This window comes from Pseudomonas sp. St386 (genome assembly GCF_018325865.1).
In the GTDB taxonomy this organism is placed as follows: domain Bacteria; phylum Pseudomonadota; class Gammaproteobacteria; order Pseudomonadales; family Pseudomonadaceae; genus Aquipseudomonas; species Aquipseudomonas brassicacearum.
Genome location: NZ_AP021900.1, coordinates 2,368,968 through 2,390,306, shown reverse-complemented (window position 1 = coordinate 2,390,306; position 21,339 = coordinate 2,368,968). Strand labels below are relative to the sequence as shown.

The window sequence follows — 21,339 nt, the reverse complement described above, 5'->3', positions numbered from 1 at the left end:
AGCCGCTCTAGCGCCGCCCCAGTGCATCGAGCGAAAAGGCATAACGCTCGCCATCCGGGTGGGACACCAGGCTGAAGCGCTTGAAGTCCAGGCGATAGTCCTTGGCCGGATTCATGTTCAACCACGCGCGGGCACGGGCCGGATCGAGCGATTGCATCAGGTCGATCTGCTGGTTGTAGCCGCCATGACGCGCGAGGTCGACGCCCCGGGCGTGATCATGGAGCAGCACCATGGCCCACCCTCCCAAGCTGAAATGCCCGGTGAACAGCACGCTCAAGCGCCCGTCGATGCGGGCCTGGAGCGCCGCCCTGGAGCTGTTCATGGCGCTGAACAACACATCCTTGCCCGGTTGGCGACCCGCCTCCTCGAACGCCTGCATGGCGCCCAGGGCCATTTCATCATTGGCCGACCAGACCAGCGCGGTCTGCGGATAGCGCTTGATCAACTGGCTTGCCTGCTCATGAGCCCGTTCGCGATTCCACTCGCCATAGACCAACTGGCGCAGATGCACTTGCGGGTGCTCGGCCAGCGCCCGGAGCAGGCCTTTCTCGCGCAGTTGCGCCGAAGGGGTGAGTTTCTTCCCGGAAAAAGCCAGCAGATCGAGCGTCTGCCCAGGCGCCAACGGTCCGTATTGTCGCAACAGTTCCTTGAGCATCAGGTAACCGCTGCGCTCATCATTGGGCACCAGGCTGCCGAGCAACTCGGGAGGTGGGGCACCGTTCTCTGTCAGCAGGCGAGTCTGATCGCTGGTCAACGTGTTGTTCACCAGGAACAGCTTGACCCCACTGCCCTGCGCCAACTGCAGGATCCGCGGGGCGACATACTGCTCGTTGACCAACACCAGATAGTCCGGACGGTCCTTGGCCGTGACGGCCTCGCGCGCTTGGCGAATCATCCGCTGGGGATCGCGCTCGGCATACTCCACGCGCAGCCGCAAGCCCAGTTTGCTTGCCGCCGCTTGCATGAATTCGGTGTAGCTGACCCAGAAGGGCTCGGTGGAGTACCCCGGGTTAAGGAACACGACTGAAGGAGCAGCCGAACTGCCAGGCAACGCCTCGGACGAAGAAGAAACCACATGGGCGGCCTGGGCCTGGGCCCAGAATGACAGGCATAACAGCCCCAGTAGCCTACAGATAAACTTCGACATCCCGCCCGCCCCAAATAATACGCCACCCAGTATAACGACCCGGGTGGCGAACGGGCACATGAACGCGCGACCTTCATGTGGCCTGCAACGGCTCGAACTTATTGATGACTGACCCAGAACACTGCGGTGCCCACCACCAGGATAATCAGGAACAAAATGGCCCAGGCATCAACAGTACTGTCGCTTTTCCTTGCTTTGGTCGGATTGCTCATTGCATCGCCTCTTGTCGGTTTTGTAGGTGATTGCATAGGGACTCGACCACAGTTAAGACGATGATTGCCCGTACGACAAATGTGGGTTAGGCAATAATCAATCTCATTAGTCGATTTGGTTCTTTACATATACTCAAACATCACTTTTGCGCATAACTCAAAACAGGTATCTTGCACCGGCTCCTCTAGGAGTGCGCGGCCGTGCGCGCAGAATTGCCGAGGCAGAACCCGATTCCAGCGAGCCAACATGCAGCTGTTTCTGATCGGCCCAAGCCTGAGACCGAGACTTATATGTACGTATATGACGAGTACGATCAGCGGATCATCGAGGACCGCGTCAAGCAGTTCCGTGATCAGACCCGACGCTATCTGGCAGGCGAGCTGAGCGAAGAAGAATTCCGCCCTCTGCGCTTGCAGAATGGCTTGTATATCCAGCGCTTCGCCCCGATGCTGCGCGTGGCTGTGCCTTATGGCCAACTGACCTCGCGCCAGGTGCGCAAGCTGGCGAAAATTGCCCGCGACTACGACAAGGGCTACGCCCACATCAGTACCCGGCAGAACGTCCAGTACAACTGGCCAGCCCTGGAAGATGTGCCCGAGATCCTCGCCGAACTGGCCACCGTGCAGATGCACGCGATCCAGACCAGCGGTAACTGCCTGCGCAACGTCACCACCGACCAGTTCGCCGGTGTCGCAGCCGACGAGTTGATCGACCCGCGCCCGTGGTGCGAAATTGTCCGCCAGTGGACGACTTTCCACCCGGAATTCGCCTACCTGCCGCGCAAGTTCAAGATCGCCATCAACGGCTCGACCTCGGACCGTGCGGCCATCGAAGTCCACGACATCGGCCTGGAAACGGTCTACAACGCGGCCGGCGAGCTGGGCTTCCGTGTACTGGTCGGCGGTGGCCTGGGGCGTACGCCGGTGGTCGGCGCGTTCATCAACGAGTTCCTGCCGTGGCAGGACCTGCTGAGCTACCTCGACGCCATCCTGCGGGTATACAACCGCTACGGCCGTCGCGACAACAAATACAAGGCGCGGATCAAGATCCTGGTCAAGGCCCTGACGCCTGAAGTGTTCGCCGAGAAGGTCGAAGCCGAGATGGCTCACCTGCGTGGCGGCCAGACCACCCTGACCGAAGCCGAAGTGCATCGCGTCGCCAAGCACTTTGTCGACCCGCAGTACAAGGCGCTGGGTAATCAGGACGCCGAACTGGCAGCCCTCGACAAGGAACACCCAGGCTTCGCCCGCTGGCGCACCCGCAACACCCTGGCCCACAAGAAGCCGGGTTATGTCGCGGTGACCCTGTCCCTGAAGCCGACCGGCGTCGCGCCAGGCGACATCACCGACAAGCAACTGGACGCCGTGGCCGACCTGGCCGAGCGCTACAGCTTCGGCCAGCTGCGCACCTCCCACGAACAGAACATCATCCTGGCGGACGTTGAACAGAGCCAGTTGTTCACCCTGTGGGGCGAGCTGCGCGAGCAAGGTTTCGCCACCCCGAACATCGGCCTGCTGACCGACATGATCTGCTGCCCGGGCGGCGATTTCTGCTCGCTGGCCAACGCCAAGTCGATCCCTATCGCCGAATCGATCCAGCGTCGTTTCGACGACCTGGACTACCTGTTCGACATCGGCGAGCTGGACCTGAACATTTCCGGCTGCATGAACGCCTGTGGTCACCACCACGTCGGCCACATCGGCATCCTGGGCGTGGACAAGAAAGGCGAAGAGTTCTACCAGGTCTCCCTGGGCGGCAGCGGTAGCCGCGACGCCAGCCTGGGCAAGATCCTCGGCCCGTCGTTTGCCCAGGACGACATGCCTGACGTGATCGAGAAGCTGATCGACGTGTACATCGAACAACGTACCGAAGACGAGCGCTTCATCGACACTTACCAACGTATTGGCATCGACCTCTTCAAGGAACGCGTCTATGCAGCGAATCATTAAGAACAACGAGGTTGTCGACGAAACCTGGCACCTGCTGCCCAAGGACGCGACCCTCGATGGCATCTCCAACTGTGACGACCTGATCGTGCCCCTGGCCCTGTGGCGCGATCATGCCCACGCCCTCAAGGCCCGCGACGGCGGCCTGGGCGTGTGGCTGGACGCCGACGAGGAAGCCGAGGAAATCGGCGAGGACGCCAACCAGTTGCAGGTCATCGCCTTGAACTTCCCGGCCTTCACCGACGGGCGCAGCTACTCCAACGCCCGCCTGCTGCGTGACCGCTATGGTTTCAAGGGTGAATTGCGGGCGATTGGCGACGTACTGCGCGACCAGTTGTTCTACATGCGCCGCTGCGGCTTCGACGCCTTTGCCTTGCGCGCCGACAAAGATCCCTACGAAGCCCTCGAAAGCCTCAAGGACTTCTCGGTGACCTACCAGGCAGCCACTGACGAGCCGCTGCCGCTGTTCCGTCGTCGCTGAGAAAGCCCTATGAAAAAGCCCTGAGCCGGGTGTACCGGTTCAGGGCTTTTTTGTTTCTGAATGATCAATGCCCAGCTCCCCCCCGAACCACTGTGGGAGCGAGCTTGCTCGCGATGGCGGTGTGTCTGGACAGAGGATGTTGGCTGTGCCGCCGCTATCGCGAGCAAGCTCGCTCCCACAGGGAATTGGCGGTTCTGCCCCCGAATTACCAGAACCGCTGCTGGGTCAGGCGGCTCCACCAACTGAGCAGCACGCGATCCACCGAGCCGCTGGCCGCCATGCCGATGCGTTCCTGCAGGCTTTTGCGTTCGGCGTAGTGCAGGTGGTACAGCTCGGCACCCTTGGCGCGTTCGGCCAGGTATTCATCGCTGGTTTTCAGCTCGTCCACCAAGCCCTTGCCCTGCGCCGCGACACCCAGCCAGACCTCACCGGTCGCCACTTCATCGATGGCCAGTTGCGGGCGGTAGTTGGACACGAAGTTCTTGAACAGCTCATGGGTGATGTCCAGGTCTTCCTGGAATTTCTCCCGGCCCTTCTCGGTATTTTCGCCGAACACCGTCAACGTGCGTTTGTATTCCCCGGCCGTCAACACTTCGAAATCGATGTCGTGTTTCTTCAGCAGCCGATTGACGTTGGGCAATTGCGCGACGACGCCGATGGAGCCCAGGATCGCGAAGGGAGCGCTGATGATCTTCTCGCCGATGCACGCCATCATGTAGCCGCCGCTGGCCGCGACCTTGTCGATGCAGACTGTCAACGGCACGCCGGCCTGACGGATCCGCGCCAGTTGCGACGAGGCCAAGCCGTAGCTGTGGACCATGCCGCCGCCACTTTCCAGGCGCAGCACCACTTCATCCTTCGGCGTCGCCAGGGTCAGCAGCGCAGTGATTTCATGACGCAGGCTCTCGGTGGCCGAGGCCTTGATGTCACCGTCGAAATCCAGCACGAACACCCGGGGCTTGGCCGCCGGCTTGTCCTTGTTTTTCTTCCCGGCCTTTTCAGCCTTGCCTTCGGCCTTGCGCAGGGCCTTGAGCTGATCCTTGTCCAGCAGCGTCTGTTCCAGGCGCTCACGCAGCCCCTTGTAGAAATCGTTGAGTTTGCTCACCTGCAACTGGCCGGTCGACTTACGTCGCCCCTTGCTGCGCAGCGCCGCAAAACTGGCCAGCACCACCAGGATGGCGATCACCAACGTCACGGTCTTGGCCAGGAAACCGGCGTACTCGATGAAAAACTCCACAGCAACTCCTTAAATGCAATGCGCCACTGAACGCAGGCGCGTAACGGTCCCAGCATACCCATGCGCCTGCGTCGCGACCAGTCATGAAACCGCTGGTTACCTTAACGCGAGCGAGGCAGGACAAGGCTGCAACGGGCATTTCAAACAAGCGTATGTTTTTTCATTGACAGCTCACCGCCATCCCCATAACCTCGCCAAACCTTCAACGTACCGGGATGACGCGGACGTGGGCAGTATCTATCTGATTCGACATGGCCAGGCCTCCTTTGGTGCGGACGACTACGATGTCCTTTCACCCAATGGCGTGCGCCAGGCGCAAGTGCTCGGCGGTCACCTGGCGGAGCTCGGTGTCGTATTCGATCGCTGCCTCTCGGGTGACCTGCGTCGCCAACAGGATACCGCCATCGGTGCGCTGGGCCAGATGTCCGCCGCCGGGTTGCCGGTTCCCGAGCTGGAAATCGACGCCGCGTTCAACGAGTTCGATGCCGACGCGGTCATTCGCGCCCTGCTGCCGGACATGCTTCCCCAAGAGCCCGAGGCGCTGCATATCCTGCGCAACGCTGCGCAGAACCGCGCCGAATTCCAGCGCATCTTCGCACTGATCGTCGAACGCTGGCTCAGCGGCCAGTATGACCCGCCGGGCCTGGAAAGCTGGCTGGGTTTTGTCGAGCGGGTCCAGGCGGGCCTGCACCGCATCCTGGAGCAAGCCGACAACACCCATAAAATCGCCGTGTTCACCTCCGGCGGCACCATCACCGCCCTGCTCCACCTGATCACCCGGATACCGGCCCGACAGGCCTTCGAATTGAACTGGCAAATCGTCAACACCTCGCTCAACCACCTGAAATTCAGGGGCCGCGAGGTGGCCCTGGCTTCCTTCAACAGCCATGCCCACCTGCAACTGCTGAAGGCCCCGGACCTCATCACCTTTCGCTGAGTCCGGATTACTGTAGACCCTTGCTGTACCACCCAAATAAGGATCGAAACCATGACCTCCGTAGCCGACGCCGTACAAGCCATGAAAGCCAAGTTCAACCCAGCCGCCGCTGCCGGCCTGGACCTGGTATTCGGTTTCCGCATCGACGATACCAAGAACTTCTCGCTGGTCGTCAAGGACAGCACCTGCGAACTGCAGGAAGGTGAAAACCCGGACGCCCAGGTGACCCTGGTGATGGACGGCGAAACCCTGCAAGGCATCGTCGACGGCAGCACCGACGGCATGCAAGCGTTCATGGGCGGCAAGCTGCGCGCCGAAGGCGACATGATGCTGGCCATGAAACTGTCCGAGCTGTTCCCAGGCTGAGACTGCGCTCGCGTTCTTCGCGGGCCTTTGATTGCAGACGAATCCCGCCCCCGTGGCGGGATTCGTGTTTTTGCCCTCCCCTGATCCCGCGTTGCACTCACAACCTTGATCCCTGTCAGTTGTCGCTCTTCCCCCAGCCGCTAACGTAGCGCTTCCATCAAGCCAGGGACGGCTCATCGGGAGCCGGCGCCTGCTCATCTCACGGAAGAGACTCATGCCCACACTGAAGATCATTTTGCTGTCGAGTGCCTTCAACGGCCTGACCCAACGCGCCTGGCTGGATCTGCGCGAGGCCGGCTATCACCCCAGCGTCGTGCTGTTCACCGATCCGGCCTCGGTCTGCCGGCAAATCGAAGAAAGCGGCGCCCACCTGGTGATCTGCCCGTTCCTCAAGGACCGCGTACCCGAGCAGTTATGGCGCAACCCGCGGCGCCCGGTGGTGATCATTCATCCCGGAATTGTCGGCGACCGCGGCGCCAGCGCCCTGGACTGGGCGATCACTCGGCAGCCCGAACGCTGGGGTGTCACGGCGTTGCAGGCGGTAGAGGAAATGGACGCCGGGCCAGTCTGGGCCACTTGCGAATTCGACCTGCCCCAAGGCCTGCGCAAATCCGAGCTGTATAACGGCCCGGTCAGCGATGCGGCCATTCGTTGCATCCGCGAGGTCGTGGAAAAATACCTCGACGGTTTCATCCCGGTGCCACTGGACTATGACCGTCATGACGTGGTCGGACGCCTGCAACCGAACATGACCCAGGCCCATCGCACCTTCAGCTGGCACGACAGCACCGGCTTCATCAAACGCTGCATCGATGCCGCCGACGGTCAACCCGGAGTGCTGGCAAGCCTGGCCGGCGAGCAGTTTTACCTGTACGACGCCCATCCGGACGTTCGTCACGGCCTGCCCGGCGAACTGCTGGCCGTGCGTGACGATGCGGTGCTGGTGGCGACAGGGGATGCAAGCCTGTGGATCGGCGCCCTGCGCCGCAAGCCGCAGCCCGGCGAACAGACCTTCAAGCGTCCGGCGCGCCACGTATTGTCGAACCGGCTCGAAGGCGTCCCGATGCTCGACGGTTCCCTGGCTCGCCAGCCGTTCAGCGATGAGCCTTACCAACCCATTCGCTATCGGGAATGCGGCCATGTGGGAGAGCTGACGTTCGAGTTCTATAACGGGGCGATGAGCACTGAGCAATGCCAACGGCTGGTGGCGGCATTGCGCTGGGCCAAGTCCCGGGACACCCAGGTGCTGTTGATCCGCGGCGGGCGCGGCAGCTTTTCCAACGGTGTGCACCTGAACGTTATCCAGGCCGCCGCCGAACCCGGCCTGGAGGCCTGGGCCAACATCCAGGCCATCGATGACGTTTGCCTTGAGTTGTTCAGCGCACGGCAACTGGTGGTCAGCGGCCTGACGGGTAACGCCGGGGCCGGCGGTGTGATGTTGGCTCTGGCGGCCGATATCGTGCTGGCGCGCCGTGACATCGTGCTCAACCCGCACTACGCGACCATGGGCCTGTACGGCTCCGAATACTGGACCTACAGCCTGCCCCGCGCGGTCGGCCCGGACATGGCCTGGAAACTCACCCAGGACTGCCTGCCGATCAGCGCCCTCCAGGCGTTGCGCTACGGCATGGTCCAGGAGATCGGACCACGCTGCCCCGACGAGTTCGGCCTGTGGCTGCTGCAGCGAGCCAACAGTGCGCTGCTCGATCCGAACTATGAAAGCATCCGGATTCGCAAGGCCGAGCGGAGCCTGTCAGCGATCCAGGCGTGCCGCGATGGCGAACTCGCGCAGATGCGACATGACATGGTGGACAATCGCCACGGCTTCGCCGACAAGTGCCGTGGGTTCGTCTTCAAGCACATGGCCTGCCGCACACCAGAACGCCTGGTCGCCCCTTGGGCGCGAACAGCACAGGCCCAAGCCGTCCAATAATGCCCGGTATCGGCGAGGCGCGGCAGCTCTTACAATGCCCGCTTCCCCCGTATCGGCCTGAACATGGACATCGACCTCGCCCGCACCTTCCTGGAAATCGTCCGCCACGGCAGCCTCGCTGCTGCGGCCGAAAAGCTGCACGTGACCCAGACGGCGATCACCGCCCGGGTGCAGAAGCTCGAAAGCCAGCTCGGCTGCGCGCTGTTCGTGCGCAACCGTGCCGGCGCGCGCTTGACCAGCGACGGCGAGGCGTTTGTGGTCTACGCCAACCAGCTCGTGCAGACCTGGGAAGCAGCCCGCCGGGACCTGCCACTGCCCGAGGGTTATCGCAACGTCTTGCACCTGGGAGGCGAGGTCAGCCTGTGCAATCCCTTGATGCTCGCCTGGGCCGGCGAACTGCGCCAGAAAATTCCCGGCCATGCCCTGCGCATGGACATCCGCGACGGCGAGAAACTGCTGCAACAGCTGGAGCTGGGGCTGCTGGACGCGGCGGTGGTGTATCAACCCGAATACTGGCCGCGCCTGCAGGTAGAACAGCTGCTGGAAGAAAAACTCATCCTGGTACGCCTGGCCGCCCGTCCCGAACCCTACGTGTACATCGACTGGAGTGCTGACTTCCGCCGCCAACACGACACCGCGCTACCGGACAAGGCCAAGGCCGCCGTGACCTTCAACCTCGGTCCCCTGGCCTTGCAGTACATCCTGGAAAACGGCGGCAGCGGTTACTTCCGCACCCGGGTCGTGCAGAGCTACCTGGACAGCGGCATCCTGGAACGGGTGCCCAAGGCACCGGAATTCAACTACCCCACTTACCTGGTCTACTCCCGCGATCGGGATTCAGCAGCGTTGCAGCAGGCATTCGAGGTGTTGCGAGAGATCGTCAAGACCGGCAGCGACTGGTCGCAGCGCTGGAATCCATTGACCTGAGTTTATGAGAGTAAGGGCCTCGCCCAAAAAGCCCTTCGCAACACGAAGGGCCTTCACAGGTTCGGTCCCGAGGCTAGCGCTGCATCTGAGCCACGATCTCGTCCTTGACCAGCAATCGCTTCTTCTTGAGCGTCTCCAAAGCATCGTCGGACAGCGCGCCGGAGGACGGTTTCTCGGCTTCGACCACCTCTGCATCAAGTTGGGAGTATTTTTGAATTAACGAGTCGAGCCTTGGATTCTCGCTGCGTTTTTGCTGGATGTGGTCTTTTGTGCATTTGAGATCCTGGCACAAATCGTGGGACACCGGCATGGAACACCTCCTTCGATGGGTCGGTGGCAGGCGCCCTTGCGGCACCCGTCGATTATCAGGATGGCCTCCTCGACAGGGTTCTGTCGACCGCCAATCCGACCAGCGGTGACCGTTCGTCGTACCGGATCGCTTGGCGATCAAACCTTTGCCTGTACCCCACCCTCCATTGCTCAGAGACGACAAGAGTCGCTCGTTCAACTTGTGTGGAGACTTACCTATGGACAGATTTACCCTGCGTCAACTCGGCCTGGCAGTTGCCCTGAGTACCAGCATGGGCATGGCATGGGCCGCGACTTCCAACGACTTTGTCGACAACGCGGCGGCCGGCGGCATTGCAGAAATCGAGACCAGCAAACTGGCCTTGGAAAAAAGCCAATCGGCGGACATCAAGGCGTTCGCCAACAAGATGATCACCGACCACACCAAGGCCAACGAAGAGCTGAAAGCCCTGGCGCAAAAACATGACATCGAAGTACCCGACGACACCACGCTGATGAAAAAAGCCAAGGCGAAGATTCTCGACGTGCGCGATGAGTCTTTTGATGCGGCCTACGCCAACAACCAGGTCAAGGCCCACGAAGAAACCATCGCCCTGTTCAAGAAAGAAGCCGAAACCGTTACCGACGACAAGAAGGCTGGCAATACCGAACTCAAGGCATTCGCCCAGAAGATGCTGCCAGACCTGCAACATCACCTGGATGCCGCCAAGAAACTTCAGGCTGCGCATCCAAGCAAGTAGAGCGAGACACTGCTCACTCAAGGAAAAACGGCGCCTCCCTTGGAAGGGAAGCGCCGTTTTCTCGAAGCGCCCCCCTGTGGGAGCGAGCTTGCTCGCGATAGCGGTGTTTCAGTCACAGGGATGGCGAATTTGCCACAGTCATCGCGAGCAAGCTCGCTCCCACAATGGCTCGGTGTCGCACATCCTTCAGGGGCTAGCCACCATCGGTGTCGATATCAGCGTCAGTATCCTCGCCAGATTTCGGCCGATCCGGTTCAGGCTTGAAGCCGGGACTGAAGGTGTTGTCATTGTCCTGATGATGATGCTTCTGATCGACCTCAGTGGCGCCGCTTTGGGCCTGGTCCGTTCCGGCAGGGCTGACTGGCTGGGCGCTCGCAGGCTTGTCCGGGACTTGGGGGTCGATGGCCGGATCGTTACGGGGGGACGGTGTCTGCGCCTGGCCTTGTTGCTGGGTGGTTGCGGGATCGTCGTTCATGGGCACCTCGTTCATGGCAGGGCCGGATGGATGACCGGTCTTGAACATTCGAAGGTGACGCGACGGCTTCGGTTCCATTTGTTTGCAGCGCCGCGATCAGCCGCCCAGCACACTCCTCACCATCCGGGTCAGCGCGTCCGGGCCGTAGGGTTTGCTCAACAAATGGGTATCGGGGCTCAGTTGATGGTTCCGGGAGATGATGTCCCGGGTGTGTCCCGAGGTGAACAGCACCGGAACCGGCGGGTTCTGCACCTTGGCCCAGGCGGCCAGGTCGGAACTCTTGATCAAGCCGGGCATGACCACGTCGGTGAAGATCAAGTCGACCGAGATGCCTTCCAACAGCAGCTTCATCGCCTCATCACCGTTGGCGGCCGTGAGGGTCCGATAACCAGACTGTTCCAACAGTTCCACCGACGCGCTGCGCACCTCTTCGTTGTCCTCCACCACCAGGATCGTCTCTTGCCTGCCGGACTGAAGCACGTCGTGTTGCTCGGTTTCCCCCGCTTCGGGCGCAAGGCTTCGAGGGAAATACATCCGTACCCGCGTGCCCTCGCCCAGGTCGCTGGAGATCTCGATATGGCCGCCACTTTGCTTGACGAACCCGAACACCATACTCAGTCCAAGCCCGGTGCCCTGGCCATCGGTCTTGGTGGTGAAAAACGGTTCGAACACCTGCTTCAGGATGTCGGGCGGCATGCCGGCACCGCGGTCGATCACCGACAGCCGGACGTAGTCGCCGGCCGGGATCCCCTTGCCGGCACAGAACGCTTCATCGAGTCCGATGTTCTCACCGATCAGGCGGATGGTGCCCTCGCCGCCCATGGCATCGCGAGCATTGATCGCCAGGTTCAACAGGGCGTTTTCCAGTTGATTGCGATCGACGTGGATGCACCAGGGCTCCTGGGGCAGGCTCACTTCAATCTGGATGGTTTCGCCCAAGGCCCGCTGCAGCAGTTCACCCATGCCATCGTAGATGCGTCGTGGGTTGTAGACCGCCGGTGACAATGGCTGGCGCCGGGCAAAAGCCAGCAACTGCGATGACAACTTGGCCCCCCGCTCCACGGCTTCGATGGAGGCACTGACCCGCCGTTGCACGTTTGGGTTGTCCCGCTCGTGGCGGGCCAGCAAGTGCAGGTTGCCGGCAATCACTTGCAGCAGGTTGTTGAAGTCATGGGCCACGCCGCCAGTGAGACCGCCAATGGCCTCGAGCTTTTGCGACTGACGCAACTGCTCTTCTGCCGCCAGCCGCGCCTGCACCTCATCGGCGACCCGCTGTTCCAGGTCGCGGGTGAATTTGAGCAGCGAAGCTTCGGCTGTCTTGCGTTCATTGATGTCAATCAGCACACCTGGAAAACGCAGGGGCTTGCCCGTGGCATCGAATTCGCAGCGACCGCTGGCCAGCACCCACAGGTAATCACCGCCCACGCGGCGCACTCGATATTCAGCGCTGTAGGGGATGCCCGTGAGCAAGGTCAGTTCGACCCGCTGGTTGACCTCTTCGAGGTCATCGGCGTGGATGCGCTGGCGGGCAATTTCGATGGGTAGTGCGTCCAGCGAACAGTCTGGCGGGTAGTTGAAGGTACGGGCGAAACGCTCATCGCCCGACAGGGTGTCGGCCTGGATATCCCAGACGAACGACCCCAGCAATGGTCCGGCCGAGAGGGCCAACTGTATGCGCTCATTGACGGCCCGGTAACTGCGTTCGGCCTCTTGCCGGGCGCGCTCGGTCAACACGAGCTCGGTGGTCTCCACCACAATCGCCAGCACGCCCGCCGGGGACTGGTCGTCATCGGGCACCGGGCTGTAATAGAGGTCCATCCACACATCTTCAGGCTTGCCATCGCGAAGCAGGACCAACTCTTTGCTGCGGTAGGACAAGGTGCCGCCGGCCAGGCAGACGTCCAGCACATGCCGATTGAATTCGGCGACCTCCGGCCAACCCAACTCCACCGCGCACCCCAGCAGGTAGGGATGACGGCCACCGGCGAACTCGGCATAGGCATCGTTGTAGATCATGAAGCCCTGGCGGCCCCACAACATCACCATCGGCAAGGGCGAAGCCAGCAACAACTGAACGGCACTGCGCAGGCTGGCGGACCAGTGCTCGATGGCGCCCAACTCGGTCCGGCTCCAATCGAACGCCCGGATACGCCCGGCCATTTCACCGCCCCATCCAGGGCACCCGTGATTTTGGGATAGAAACTGCATGGTCGATTCTGAACCTCAAAATGCCTGCAGGGAGTCGGCATTACACAAATCCCTTGCGATCAGTGCTTCGAGCGCTGGGTTGGCGTTTGGTTTCATGGGAGGATCCTGTTTGCGGATTCAGCGGAAATCACGGCTATGCACCTGGATACCCGCCAACAACTCGGTCAGGTCGCTCAGGCGCCCGGCGATCAAGTGGCGGACCTCGCCGACGCTTTCCCAGCGCCCGTCGACCCTGAGCAATTGCGAGCCCACCAAGGTCTTGCGCTGGCGTTCGGCCAAGTCGCGCCAGACCACCACGTTGAGGTTGCCGAATTCATCTTCCAGGGTGACGAAGGTTACACCGCTGGCCGTGCCCGGGCGTTGGCGGCCGGTGACCAACCCGGCGACGCTGACATTGCGCCCATGCTCCACATCCTGCAACTCCCGTGAACTGCGGCAGCGCCGGGCGCGCAGTTCGGGACGCAGCAGGGCCAGTGGATGAGGGCCCAGTGTCGTGCCGAGCGTGGTGTAATCGGCAAACAGGTTTTCCCCCAGCGTGGGTTTTGGCAGGGCCACGGGTGGTTCCTCCTGACTGGGCAAACCGGCGAACAAGCCCAGTTGCTTCTGCACCCCGGCCACTTCCCAGCGGGCACGATGGCGATCACCGGCCAAACCCTGCAAGGCACCGGCGTCGGCCAGTTGCGCCAGGGCCCGGGCATCGAGCTGCGCGCGCTCGCCCAAGTCGGCCACGTCGCTGAAGGGCCGATGCCGGCGGGCCGCTTCGATACGGCGGGCATCCTCTTCGCGAAAGCCCTTGACCATGCGCAGCCCCATGCGAATCGCCGGTTGTCGGCCTTCCATGGGCTCGAGGCTGCAATCCCAATCGCTGGCACGCACGTCCACCGGGCGGATCGACAGTTGATGCCGGCGGGCATCCTGGAGGATCTGGTCCGGGCTGTAGAACCCCATGGGCCAACTGTTGATCAGGGCACAAGCGAACGCGGCCGGTTCGTGGCATTTGAGCCAACTGCTGGCGTAGGTCAGCAAGGCGAAACTGGCGGCATGGGATTCGGGAAAACCGTAATTGCCGAAGCCTTTGATCTGTTCGAAGATTTGCGCGGCGAATTCAGCGGTGTAGCCGTTTTTCTTCATCCCCTGCGCCAGGCGTTCCCGATGGGGCTCCAACCCACCGTGACGTTTCCAGGCAGCCATGGAGCGACGCAATTGGTCTGCTTCACCCGGGGTGTAATCGGCCGCAACGATGGCGATCTGCATGACCTGCTCCTGGAACAAGGGAACACCCAGGGTGCGGTTGAGCACTTGCTTCAACGCTTCAGAGGGATAAGTCACCGCCTCTTCTTTGTTTCTGCGCCGCAGGTACGGATGCACCATCCCACCCTGGATCGGCCCGGGCCGTACAATCGCCACTTCGATGACCAAATCGTAGAACGTCTTGGGCCTCAGCCGGGGCAACATCGACATCTGCGCCCGGGACTCGATCTGGAACACACCGATAGTATCGGCGCGGCTGATCATTTCGTAGGTCGCTCGATCATTCTGGGGCAGCGACGCCAGGGCGTAGCGCTGGCCCCGGTAGTGCTCGATCAAATCGAAACAGCGACGAATCGCACTGAGCATGCCCAGGGCCAGGATGTCCACCTTGAGCAGCCCGACCGCATCCAGGTCGTCCTTGTCCCACTGGATGATGGTGCGTTCGGCCATGGCGGCGTTTTCCACCGGCACCAGGGTGTCCAGGGGCTGCTCGGAAATCACGAAGCCGCCAGGGTGCTGGGACAAATGCCGAGGGAAACCGATCAATTGCCGGGTCAGGCTCAGGACCCGGCGCAACACCGGGCTGTCCGGGTCGAAGCCGCCTTCACGCAGGCGCTCCACTGGCGGCGCCTCGTCGCTCCAGCGGCCACAGCAATCGGCCAGGGCGCTGACCTGGTCCGGCGGCAGCCCCAGGGCCTTGGCCACATCGCGCACCGCGCCGGCGCCGTGGTAACTGCTGACCACCGCCGTCAATGCCGCACGATGACGACCGTAGCGCCGGAACACGTACTGCAGCACTTCCTCGCGACGATCGTGTTCAAAATCGACGTCAATGTCCGGCGGCTCGTTGCGCTCCCGGGACAGGAAGCGTTCAAACAACAGGCTGGTAAGGCTGGGGTCGATTTCGGTGATACCCAGGGCGTAGCACACTGCCGAGTTGGCCGCCGAACCACGCCCCTGGCAAAGGATATGGCGGCTGCGGGCGAAGCTGACGATGTCCTGTACGGTGAGGAAATAACTGTCATAGCCCAGCTCGGCGATCAGGCTCAGCTCCTTGTCGATCTGTGCCCGCACTTTGTCTGTCGCGCCATCCTTCCACCGCTCGCGCATGCCGCGCTCAGTCAGTTCCCGCAGCCAGGACGCCGGGTCATGCCCCTCGGGCACCAGCTCGCGGGGGTATTGGTAACGCAGTTGGCCAAGATCGAAGGTGCAACGCCGGGCGATGTTCAGGGTTTCGTCGAGCAAGGCCAGCGGGTAGAGATCGGCCAGATCCTTGCGGCTGCGCAGGTGGTGCTCGCCGTTGGGGTGCAGGCGCTGGCCAGCCTCGGCCACCGTGACGTGGTGGCGGATGGCGGTCATGGTGTCCTGCAGGGCACGACGGCCGCGCACGTGCATGTGCACATCACCACTGGCCACAACTGGAAGATCCAAGCGCTCGGCCAGCGCCAACGAGTCTGCCAACCGACGGCGGTCGTCCTGTCCACAATGCAACTGGACCGTCAGCCACAGGCGCCCGGCAAAGATCGACTGGAGCCAACGGCCATGTTCCTCGGCGTCTTTGCCCTCGTCTATCCACAACGCCAGCAGCCCCGACAAGGGCTGGTCGAAGTCCTCTCGCACAATGCGATAGTGACCCTTCTCGCTGCGACGTCGGGCGCGGGTGATCAGCCGGCACAAGGCTTGATAGCCCTCCAGGTTTTCCACCAGCAACACCAGCTTCGGGCCGTTCTCGACCTGGATTTCGCTGCCGACGATCAGTTGCAGTTCCAGTTCCTTGGCCGCCTGCCAGGCCCGGACGATTCCAGCCAGTGTGCATTCATCGGTGATCGCCAGGGCCTGGTAGCCCTCTTGCCTGGCCCGACGACACAGCTCCAGGGCACTGGAGGCGCCGCGTTGGAAGCTGAAGTTCGACAGGCAATGCAGCTCTGCATACTCGACGCTCATGCGAACCAGCCCTGCAGCCACAACGGCCCGCCCTCGCCCACCGTTCGATAGGCCCAGCCACGTTGTCCGCTGCGGGTTTCGATCAGGTAGTAGTCACGGCGTACGTCGGCGCCGTCCCACCAACCGGTCTCGATGCGTTCCGGGCCCATGAGGATTCGCGCCTGGCTGTCCTGCAGCAGCTGGGCTTCATTCAGCAGCCAGCCGGGACGCTGCACGCCAGCGCGCACCGGACAGGCCTGGGGCCGGGGTTGCGGTGTCATTTGCCAGGCGCATTCAGGTCGATGGTCATCGCGAAACCCCAGGCCCTGCACCGCGTCATCCCCCAGCCGCGCCCGCAGGCGTTCGCGCAGTTGCTCCCAGGGCAAGGACTGTTGCGGGCGCTCGTCGAACAGCTCCAGGCGCTGGGGCACGAAACTCGGCAGGTCCTCGGCACACAAGCGAAAACCCCGCACTGGGGCCGCGACCTGCACCTGTTCCAAGCGACCGCGGGCCAGTTCGAAGAGCATCGCAGGGTCCCGTTCGGCGCTGAGCAAGCCGACCTTGATCAGCGTGTCCGGCAAACCGGCGTGCTCCAGGTGCAGGTCGAAGCGCTGCACGCCGCTGTCGCGACCGCACAGGAAGGCCGACAAGTCACCGGTCAGCCGGCGCAACGGAAACAGCAGCGCCTGATGGGACTGAACGTCGTAGTTGAGTTCGATGCGCACATCGAAACGGTCTGGCGGCAGGTAGAACGACAGCGCCAGGGTGCGACTGCCCGTCAGCGCGTCGAGGTGCTTGAGCACCTGGGCCTCGAAGCGCCGAGCCAGGGTCTGCCGGGGCAAGGCCTGGACCTGGCTCAGACGGCGCAGGCCCATGCGCGACAGCGCCGTGGCGACCTCGGGTTCCAGGCCGATCCGCTCCACGGGCATGTCTCCCAGGCATTGTTGCAAGGTCTCGGCGTCGGGCACCACCAGGGCGTCATAGGCATTGGCCAACACCCGCGCCGCCACCGGATTGGGCGCGGCGACGATGCGATGACGAAAACCCAGCTCGGTCAGCTCGGTCCGCAAGCGCGCCTCGAACACCGGCCAGGGGCCAAACAGGCCCAGGCTCGACTCGATCTCGAACAGCAGCGTACGCGGGTAATGCACGCTGACCTGGGAGCTGAAACGGTAGGCCCAGGCCGCCAGGAACTGTTGCCAGTGTTCGATTTGCGCCGCGTCGTATTCGGCGGTGGCAAAGCCTTTGCTCAAGGCCTGGGCGGCGGTCATGGTCTGGCCGGGACGCAAGCCCAGGGCCCGTGCCGGCGCATTCACCGCTTGCAGCACCCGACGCTGTGCCGGACCGGTCAGCAATGCCAGGGGCTGGTCGGGATCGGGGCGCTGACGCAGCGCGGCGTCCAGCGCCAATTGCGGGAAGAGAATACAGACCCAGCGCATCGCAACCTCAATGCCCGGTTTGTGGGGCGAGCGTGGCAAAGGCAATCGGCGCCGAACGAGCCACCCCGCCGCGGCATTTGAGCACGCGCAACTGCGCCGGCCGAGTATCGATGGCGATGCGCAGCGCCGCCGGCGACGGGTTGATGGCCTCCTGGATCGAGCGCCAGGCGAATGCCAGGGTCTGGCCGGTTTCCGCCGCCACTTGCAAACGGCGCAAGGCCCGGTCGTCCGCCTGGCGGGGCCAGCACAGGACCGCGCCACAACTGCCCGAACGCAAGCACTGTTCGGTGGCCCACAGGGCATCGCGCTCATCGGCGCGGATCACCGACAACTGTTGCAGGTCGACGCCAGCGTTCTGCCAGGCCTGGGGATAGGGCACGAACGGTGGCGCCACCAGCACGATCCGCTCCCCCGCCGCCGACAGCCGCGCCAGGGTCGGCCACACCAGTTGCAACTCACCCACGCCCGGCGCGGCGATAAGCAGTTCCGTCAACGCCGCCTCCGGCCAGCCACCACTGGGCAACGCCGCATCCAGCGCCGCATGGCCGGTGGGTTGCGGGCTGGCGGCTGGCGGCGCAGGCCGACCCTTCCAGACCTGGCCGCCGTTGAACAGCGTGTCCAGCGCAACGACGGCGCCCATCAGCCTTGCCTCACCAAGCCACAGAACACCCCTTCTATCGCCAGGTCCTGATCGGCCTCGACGATGATCGGCTGGTAGGCCGGGTTGCGCGGCAACAAACGCACCCGCTCGCCAATGCGCTCGAAGCGCTTGATGGTGACTTCACCGTCCAGACGCGCCACGACAATCTGGCCGTTGGCGGCCTGCGGTGTGCGCTGCACGCCCACCAGGTCACCGTCGAGAATGCCGTCCTCGATCATCGAATCGCCCTGGACCCGCAGCAGGTAATCCGGCGCCTTGGTAAAAATCGCCGGGTCCAGCATCAGGCGGCTGTGGACCTCGGCATCGGCACCAATCGGCAGCCCGGCGGCCACTCGCCCCAGCACCGGCACGTCCAGCAACTCGGGTCGTGGTGGCTGGTTCAGCAAGCGAATGCCCCGGGCCTGGTGCGGATTGACCTCGATGAAACCGGCTTCGGTCAGCGCCAGCACATGCTTGCGCGCCACACTGCGGGAGGCAAAACCAAACGCCTCGCTGATTTCAGCGAGGCTGGGAGGCTGGCCCTGATCGGCGATGCGTTCGCGGATGAAAGTCAGGATGGCGGTACGGCGGGGAGTGAGAGTCGTCATGGAGTACATTTGTACTCTTTAAGGATTTTTCTGACAAGCGCCGCCAGTCAGTTCACAGCGGGAGCAATCTCTGGCCACAGGTATCAACACTTTTCCTCAAGTGAACAGCATTACCTTGTGGGAGCGAGCCTGCTCGCGAAGGCATCAGGCCATTCGACATCCATGGAGGCTGACCCACCGCCATCGCGAGCAAGCTTTGCTCCCACAGTTGGATCGAGGTACGGCTGCAGAACCAGGCCGACTGTCAGGTCGCTTCTCACACGGCTTGAGAAATACTGTTTGGACATATCCTTAGAGCCGGGCGTCGGCGCTCTCGTTGCGAAATGCGCTCGGGCTCATGCCTGTCCAGCGTCGGAACGCCCGGCGAAAACTGCGCACATCGCTATAGCCGACTTCTTCAGTGATGCGCTCGATGGACAGTCCAGGGTTGGCCAACAGGTTCAGGGTCCGGCCACGGCGCACTTGTTCGAGCAAGGCCTCGAAGGTCAGGTTGTGTTCGGTCAGGCGCCGACGCAGAGTGCGGCTGCTCATGTTGAGATCGCTGGCGATTTTCTCGATATGGCTGCCCCGGGTCAGGTCCCGGGCAATCGCCCGTTCCACGGTCTGGATCAGATCGATTTTCTGGTGTACCTCGGTGGCCTCCTGCTCCAGCAAGGCCAATGCCTGGCGCAGGGCCAACGGGTGGTGATTGGGCAAACGCATATCCAGCCAGCGCACGTCGATCAGCATGCGATTGTGTCGGCAACCGAAGTGCACATCCGGTCCCAAAATCCGCTGGTATTGCTGGGCATAGGACGGCGCGGCGTGCATGAACTCCACGGCCTGGGGCTTGAAGTCGGGCCCCGCCAGCGCCCGGCCATAGACCATCAGGCTGGCGAAGAACTCTTCCACGGCAAACACCTGGATCTCGGCGAAAGGCAGGCGGCAGATCGCCTCGACCATGATGCGGTCAGTGGCTTCTTCGACGCTGGCCACGGCGATGCCGCCGCTAGTGTGCTGGTAACGGACGCCCAGGGCAAAGGCATCGCGCAGGGTTTCGCACAGCGATAAGACGTGGCCCAACAGGCCGAGGGTGCCAAGCACGTTGCGGTCGCCCACCCACAACCCCAGCCCCTGGTCGGGTAACAGCTTGAGCGCCCGTTGAATCATGACCACGGCCTGGCGGTAGGAAATGCGCTGGGCGGGATCTTGCAGATCATCGAGGCCGAACCCCAGGCCGCGACACAGGCTGGCGGCATCGAAGCCTTTGTCCGCCACCACTTCGGCCAGGGTCTGCAGCAGGAATGGCGATACCAGCGCCAATTCATAGGTCGGGTCGATGACTTTCATCTGCATGGGGCGGGTTCCGGAGCACGTTAGGTGGCGTTTTTGTAACCGGTTGTTTCACAAAGTTAGCATGCCCCAGCGGATCAAGGGGCACAAAAATCTGGCCGCCCAAGTCCCCTGTATGGCCGCCAATACCCTGCCCTGTTGGCGGCGAACGGCTTATTTGTATGGCTCGGACTTTCGGTGCATCACCAACAATAATAATGAGCCCCCACATGAACCCGATCCGCACGACACTCGCCTTGCAATTGACCCTCGGCCTGGCCTGCGCCAGTGCCTTGCCGGCCCTGGCTACCGAAGCCGGGGTCGACAACATCGGCCCCGGTACAGATGGCTTCTTCATGCTGCCGCTGGAGGTCGACAGCCTTCCGGACAACATGGTTGCGTTCAACGTCTACTACAACCACTACAAGGCCCGGAAGCTCAACATCAGTTCGTTGGGCGGCGAAGTGCCGAATGTCGAAATCGAATCCACGGCGGTGATCCCGCGCATCGATTACTTGAGCCCGTTGCGGGTGGCCGGTGGGCGCCTGGGGATCTACATCGCCCAGCCGTGGCTCAAGCAGGAAGTCTCGGTGTTCGGCCTGCATGACACCCGCGAGGGCATGGGCGACACCACGATTTCGCCCATCGTGCTCTGGGACATGGGCAAGAACCTGACCCTGGCCGCGGCGGTGGAAATCACCGTGCCGACCGGCGAATACAGCACCGATCGACTGGCCAATACCAGCAACAATTTCTACACCTACAAGCCGCTGTTTTCCTTCACCTGGCTGCCCACGGAAAACACCGAGGTGTCGATGAAAACCACCTACAGCTTCAACCGCAAGAACAAGGACACCGACTACCGTTCGGGGCAGATTTTCCACTTCGATTATTCCGCCAGCTACCGCCTGACCGACAACGTGATGCTGGGGCTCAACGGCTACTACCTCAAACAGACCACCGACGACAAACAGTACGGCCGCACCGTGCAATTCGCCGGGCAGGACGTCGACGATGGTGTGCGCGGCCAGGTCTTCGCCATCGGCCCGGCGCTGCACCTGACCTTCCTCAAGTACGCCAGCGCCGAAATCCGCTGGGCCAAGGAATTTGCAGTGGAGAACCGCACCGAGGGCGAAATGCTCTGGGCCAAGGTCAGTATTCCGTTTGCGTTTTGAATGGATGCAGCCATACCGCTTGTTTTGTCATAAGACCGAGTCGCCTGCTTCGCGAGCAGGCTCGCTCCCACAG

The 21,339-nt window shown here is 62.5% G+C and carries 18 protein-coding genes; 8 read left to right on the top strand and 10 right to left on the bottom strand.

Annotated elements, in window-relative coordinates; translation table 11 throughout:
- Nucleotides 1-7: 7 nt before the first annotated feature.
- Nucleotides 8-1,147 (bottom strand): ABC transporter substrate-binding protein, encoded by a 1,140-nt coding sequence (locus KI235_RS10555; protein ID WP_003200192.1) that lies wholly within the window; start codon nt 1,145-1,147, stop codon nt 8-10.
- A 503-nt stretch (nt 1,148-1,650) separates the two neighbouring features.
- Between KI235_RS10555 and KI235_RS10550 the strand changes: the two genes are divergently transcribed.
- Both KI235_RS10550 and KI235_RS10545 read left to right on the top strand, forming a co-directional pair.
- Nucleotides 1,651-3,309 (top strand): nitrite/sulfite reductase, encoded by a 1,659-nt coding sequence (locus KI235_RS10550; RefSeq protein ID WP_003200188.1) that lies wholly within the window; start codon nt 1,651-1,653, stop codon nt 3,307-3,309.
- Entirely contained in the window at nt 3,293-3,787 is a 495-nt protein-coding gene (locus tag KI235_RS10545) for a DUF934 domain-containing protein (protein ID WP_003200186.1), read from the top strand. Before KI235_RS10550 ends, KI235_RS10545 begins: the two co-directional genes overlap by 17 nt.
- A gap of 205 nt (nt 3,788-3,992) precedes the next feature.
- On the opposite strand, the gene sohB is transcribed toward KI235_RS10545, so the two are convergent.
- The gene (gene sohB, locus KI235_RS10540; protein ID WP_003200184.1) at nt 3,993-5,024 is read right to left on the bottom strand and encodes a protease SohB; all 1,032 of its coding nucleotides are present in this window, start codon (nt 5,022-5,024) and stop codon (nt 3,993-3,995) included.
- 226 nt (nt 5,025-5,250) lie between these two features.
- Between sohB and KI235_RS10535 the strand changes: the two genes are divergently transcribed.
- The 4 genes from KI235_RS10535 to KI235_RS10520 all read left to right on the top strand — a co-directional run bounded on the left by KI235_RS10535 (nt 5,251) and on the right by KI235_RS10520 (nt 9,187).
- Nucleotides 5,251-5,961 (top strand): histidine phosphatase family protein, encoded by a 711-nt coding sequence (locus KI235_RS10535; RefSeq protein WP_003200182.1) that lies wholly within the window; start codon nt 5,251-5,253, stop codon nt 5,959-5,961.
- A gap of 51 nt (nt 5,962-6,012) precedes the next feature.
- The gene (locus tag KI235_RS10530; protein ID WP_003200180.1) at nt 6,013-6,327 is read left to right on the top strand and encodes an SCP2 sterol-binding domain-containing protein; all 315 of its coding nucleotides are present in this window, start codon (nt 6,013-6,015) and stop codon (nt 6,325-6,327) included.
- Nucleotides 6,328-6,541: 214 nt separating this feature from the next.
- The gene (locus KI235_RS10525; protein ID WP_212795672.1) at nt 6,542-8,260 is read left to right on the top strand and encodes a hydrogenase maturation protein; all 1,719 of its coding nucleotides are present in this window, start codon (nt 6,542-6,544) and stop codon (nt 8,258-8,260) included.
- 63 nt (nt 8,261-8,323) lie between these two features.
- Nucleotides 8,324-9,187: a LysR family transcriptional regulator gene (locus KI235_RS10520; RefSeq protein ID WP_212795671.1), complete on the top strand. Its 864-nt coding sequence runs from the start codon at nt 8,324-8,326 to the stop codon at nt 9,185-9,187.
- Between the two features lie 73 nt (nt 9,188-9,260).
- Here the strand turns inward: KI235_RS10520 and KI235_RS10515 are convergent, their stop codons facing one another.
- On the bottom strand, nt 9,261-9,497 hold the full coding sequence (locus tag KI235_RS10515) for a YdcH family protein (protein WP_003200175.1): 237 nt from the start codon (nt 9,495-9,497) through the stop codon (nt 9,261-9,263).
- A gap of 217 nt (nt 9,498-9,714) precedes the next feature.
- Between KI235_RS10515 and KI235_RS10510 the strand changes: the two genes are divergently transcribed.
- Complete coding sequence (locus tag KI235_RS10510; protein ID WP_003200174.1) at nt 9,715-10,236, top strand: DUF4142 domain-containing protein; 522 nt, start codon at nt 9,715-9,717, stop codon at nt 10,234-10,236.
- A gap of 193 nt (nt 10,237-10,429) precedes the next feature.
- Here the strand turns inward: KI235_RS10510 and KI235_RS10505 are convergent, their stop codons facing one another.
- The 7 genes from KI235_RS10505 to KI235_RS10475 all read right to left on the bottom strand — a co-directional run bounded on the left by KI235_RS10505 (nt 10,430) and on the right by KI235_RS10475 (nt 20,115).
- Complete coding sequence (locus KI235_RS10505) at nt 10,430-10,711, bottom strand: hypothetical protein (protein ID WP_027912559.1); 282 nt, start codon at nt 10,709-10,711, stop codon at nt 10,430-10,432.
- 96 nt (nt 10,712-10,807) lie between these two features.
- On the bottom strand, nt 10,808-12,919 hold the full coding sequence (locus KI235_RS10500; RefSeq protein WP_114731163.1) for a PAS domain-containing hybrid sensor histidine kinase/response regulator: 2,112 nt from the start codon (nt 12,917-12,919) through the stop codon (nt 10,808-10,810).
- A 117-nt stretch (nt 12,920-13,036) separates the two neighbouring features.
- Entirely contained in the window at nt 13,037-16,135 is a 3,099-nt protein-coding gene (locus KI235_RS10495) for an error-prone DNA polymerase (protein ID WP_212795670.1), read from the bottom strand.
- The gene (locus KI235_RS10490; protein WP_003200166.1) at nt 16,111-17,532 is read right to left on the bottom strand and encodes a DNA polymerase Y family protein; all 1,422 of its coding nucleotides are present in this window, start codon (nt 17,530-17,532) and stop codon (nt 16,111-16,113) included. The genes KI235_RS10495 and KI235_RS10490 overlap by 25 nt, the downstream gene beginning before the upstream one ends.
- Nucleotides 17,533-17,539: 7 nt before the next feature.
- Nucleotides 17,540-18,172, bottom strand: a complete 633-nt coding sequence (gene imuA, locus KI235_RS10485; RefSeq protein ID WP_003200164.1) for a translesion DNA synthesis-associated protein ImuA — start codon at nt 18,170-18,172, stop codon at nt 17,540-17,542.
- The gene (gene lexA / locus KI235_RS10480; protein ID WP_013692700.1) at nt 18,172-18,789 is read right to left on the bottom strand and encodes a transcriptional repressor LexA; all 618 of its coding nucleotides are present in this window, start codon (nt 18,787-18,789) and stop codon (nt 18,172-18,174) included. The genes imuA and lexA overlap by 1 nt, the downstream gene beginning before the upstream one ends.
- Before the next feature lie 282 nt (nt 18,790-19,071).
- The gene (locus KI235_RS10475) at nt 19,072-20,115 is read right to left on the bottom strand and encodes an AraC family transcriptional regulator (protein WP_003200160.1); all 1,044 of its coding nucleotides are present in this window, start codon (nt 20,113-20,115) and stop codon (nt 19,072-19,074) included.
- A 206-nt stretch (nt 20,116-20,321) separates the two neighbouring features.
- Here KI235_RS10475 and KI235_RS10470 point away from each other — a divergent pair, with 206 nt between their 5' ends.
- Nucleotides 20,322-21,266 carry a transporter gene (locus KI235_RS10470; RefSeq protein ID WP_003200158.1) on the top strand — a complete coding sequence of 315 codons (945 nt, stop codon included), beginning with the start codon at nt 20,322-20,324 and terminating at the stop codon, nt 21,264-21,266.
- Nucleotides 21,267-21,339 lie beyond the last annotated feature (73 nt).

Excerpts from the sequence above, each read along its gene's own strand:
- KI235_RS10550 (WP_003200188.1), top strand. The coding sequence starts at position 1,651 with ATGTACGTATATGACGAGTACGATCAGCGGATCATCGAGGACCGCGTC.
- KI235_RS10470 (WP_003200158.1), top strand. The coding sequence starts at position 20,322 with ATGAACCCGATCCGCACGACACTCGCCTTGCAATTGACCCTCGGCCTG.
- KI235_RS10500 (WP_114731163.1), bottom strand. The coding sequence starts at position 12,919 with ATGCAGTTTCTATCCCAAAATCACGGGTGCCCTGGATGGGGCGGTGAA.
- lexA (WP_013692700.1), bottom strand. The coding sequence starts at position 18,789 with ATGTACTCCATGACGACTCTCACTCCCCGCCGTACCGCCATCCTGACT.
- KI235_RS10545 (WP_003200186.1), top strand. The coding sequence starts at position 3,293 with ATGCAGCGAATCATTAAGAACAACGAGGTTGTCGACGAAACCTGGCAC.
- KI235_RS10555 (WP_003200192.1), bottom strand. The coding sequence starts at position 1,147 with ATGTCGAAGTTTATCTGTAGGCTACTGGGGCTGTTATGCCTGTCATTC.
- imuA (WP_003200164.1), bottom strand. The coding sequence starts at position 18,172 with ATGGGCGCCGTCGTTGCGCTGGACACGCTGTTCAACGGCGGCCAGGTC.
- KI235_RS10490 (WP_003200166.1), bottom strand. The coding sequence starts at position 17,532 with ATGCGCTGGGTCTGTATTCTCTTCCCGCAATTGGCGCTGGACGCCGCG.
- KI235_RS10525 (WP_212795672.1), top strand. The coding sequence starts at position 6,542 with ATGCCCACACTGAAGATCATTTTGCTGTCGAGTGCCTTCAACGGCCTG.
- KI235_RS10475 (WP_003200160.1), bottom strand. The coding sequence starts at position 20,115 with ATGCAGATGAAAGTCATCGACCCGACCTATGAATTGGCGCTGGTATCG.
- KI235_RS10510 (WP_003200174.1), top strand. The coding sequence starts at position 9,715 with ATGGACAGATTTACCCTGCGTCAACTCGGCCTGGCAGTTGCCCTGAGT.
- KI235_RS10505 (WP_027912559.1), bottom strand. The coding sequence starts at position 10,711 with ATGAACGACGATCCCGCAACCACCCAGCAACAAGGCCAGGCGCAGACA.
- KI235_RS10530 (WP_003200180.1), top strand. The coding sequence starts at position 6,013 with ATGACCTCCGTAGCCGACGCCGTACAAGCCATGAAAGCCAAGTTCAAC.
- KI235_RS10515 (WP_003200175.1), bottom strand. The coding sequence starts at position 9,497 with ATGCCGGTGTCCCACGATTTGTGCCAGGATCTCAAATGCACAAAAGAC.
- KI235_RS10520 (WP_212795671.1), top strand. The coding sequence starts at position 8,324 with ATGGACATCGACCTCGCCCGCACCTTCCTGGAAATCGTCCGCCACGGC.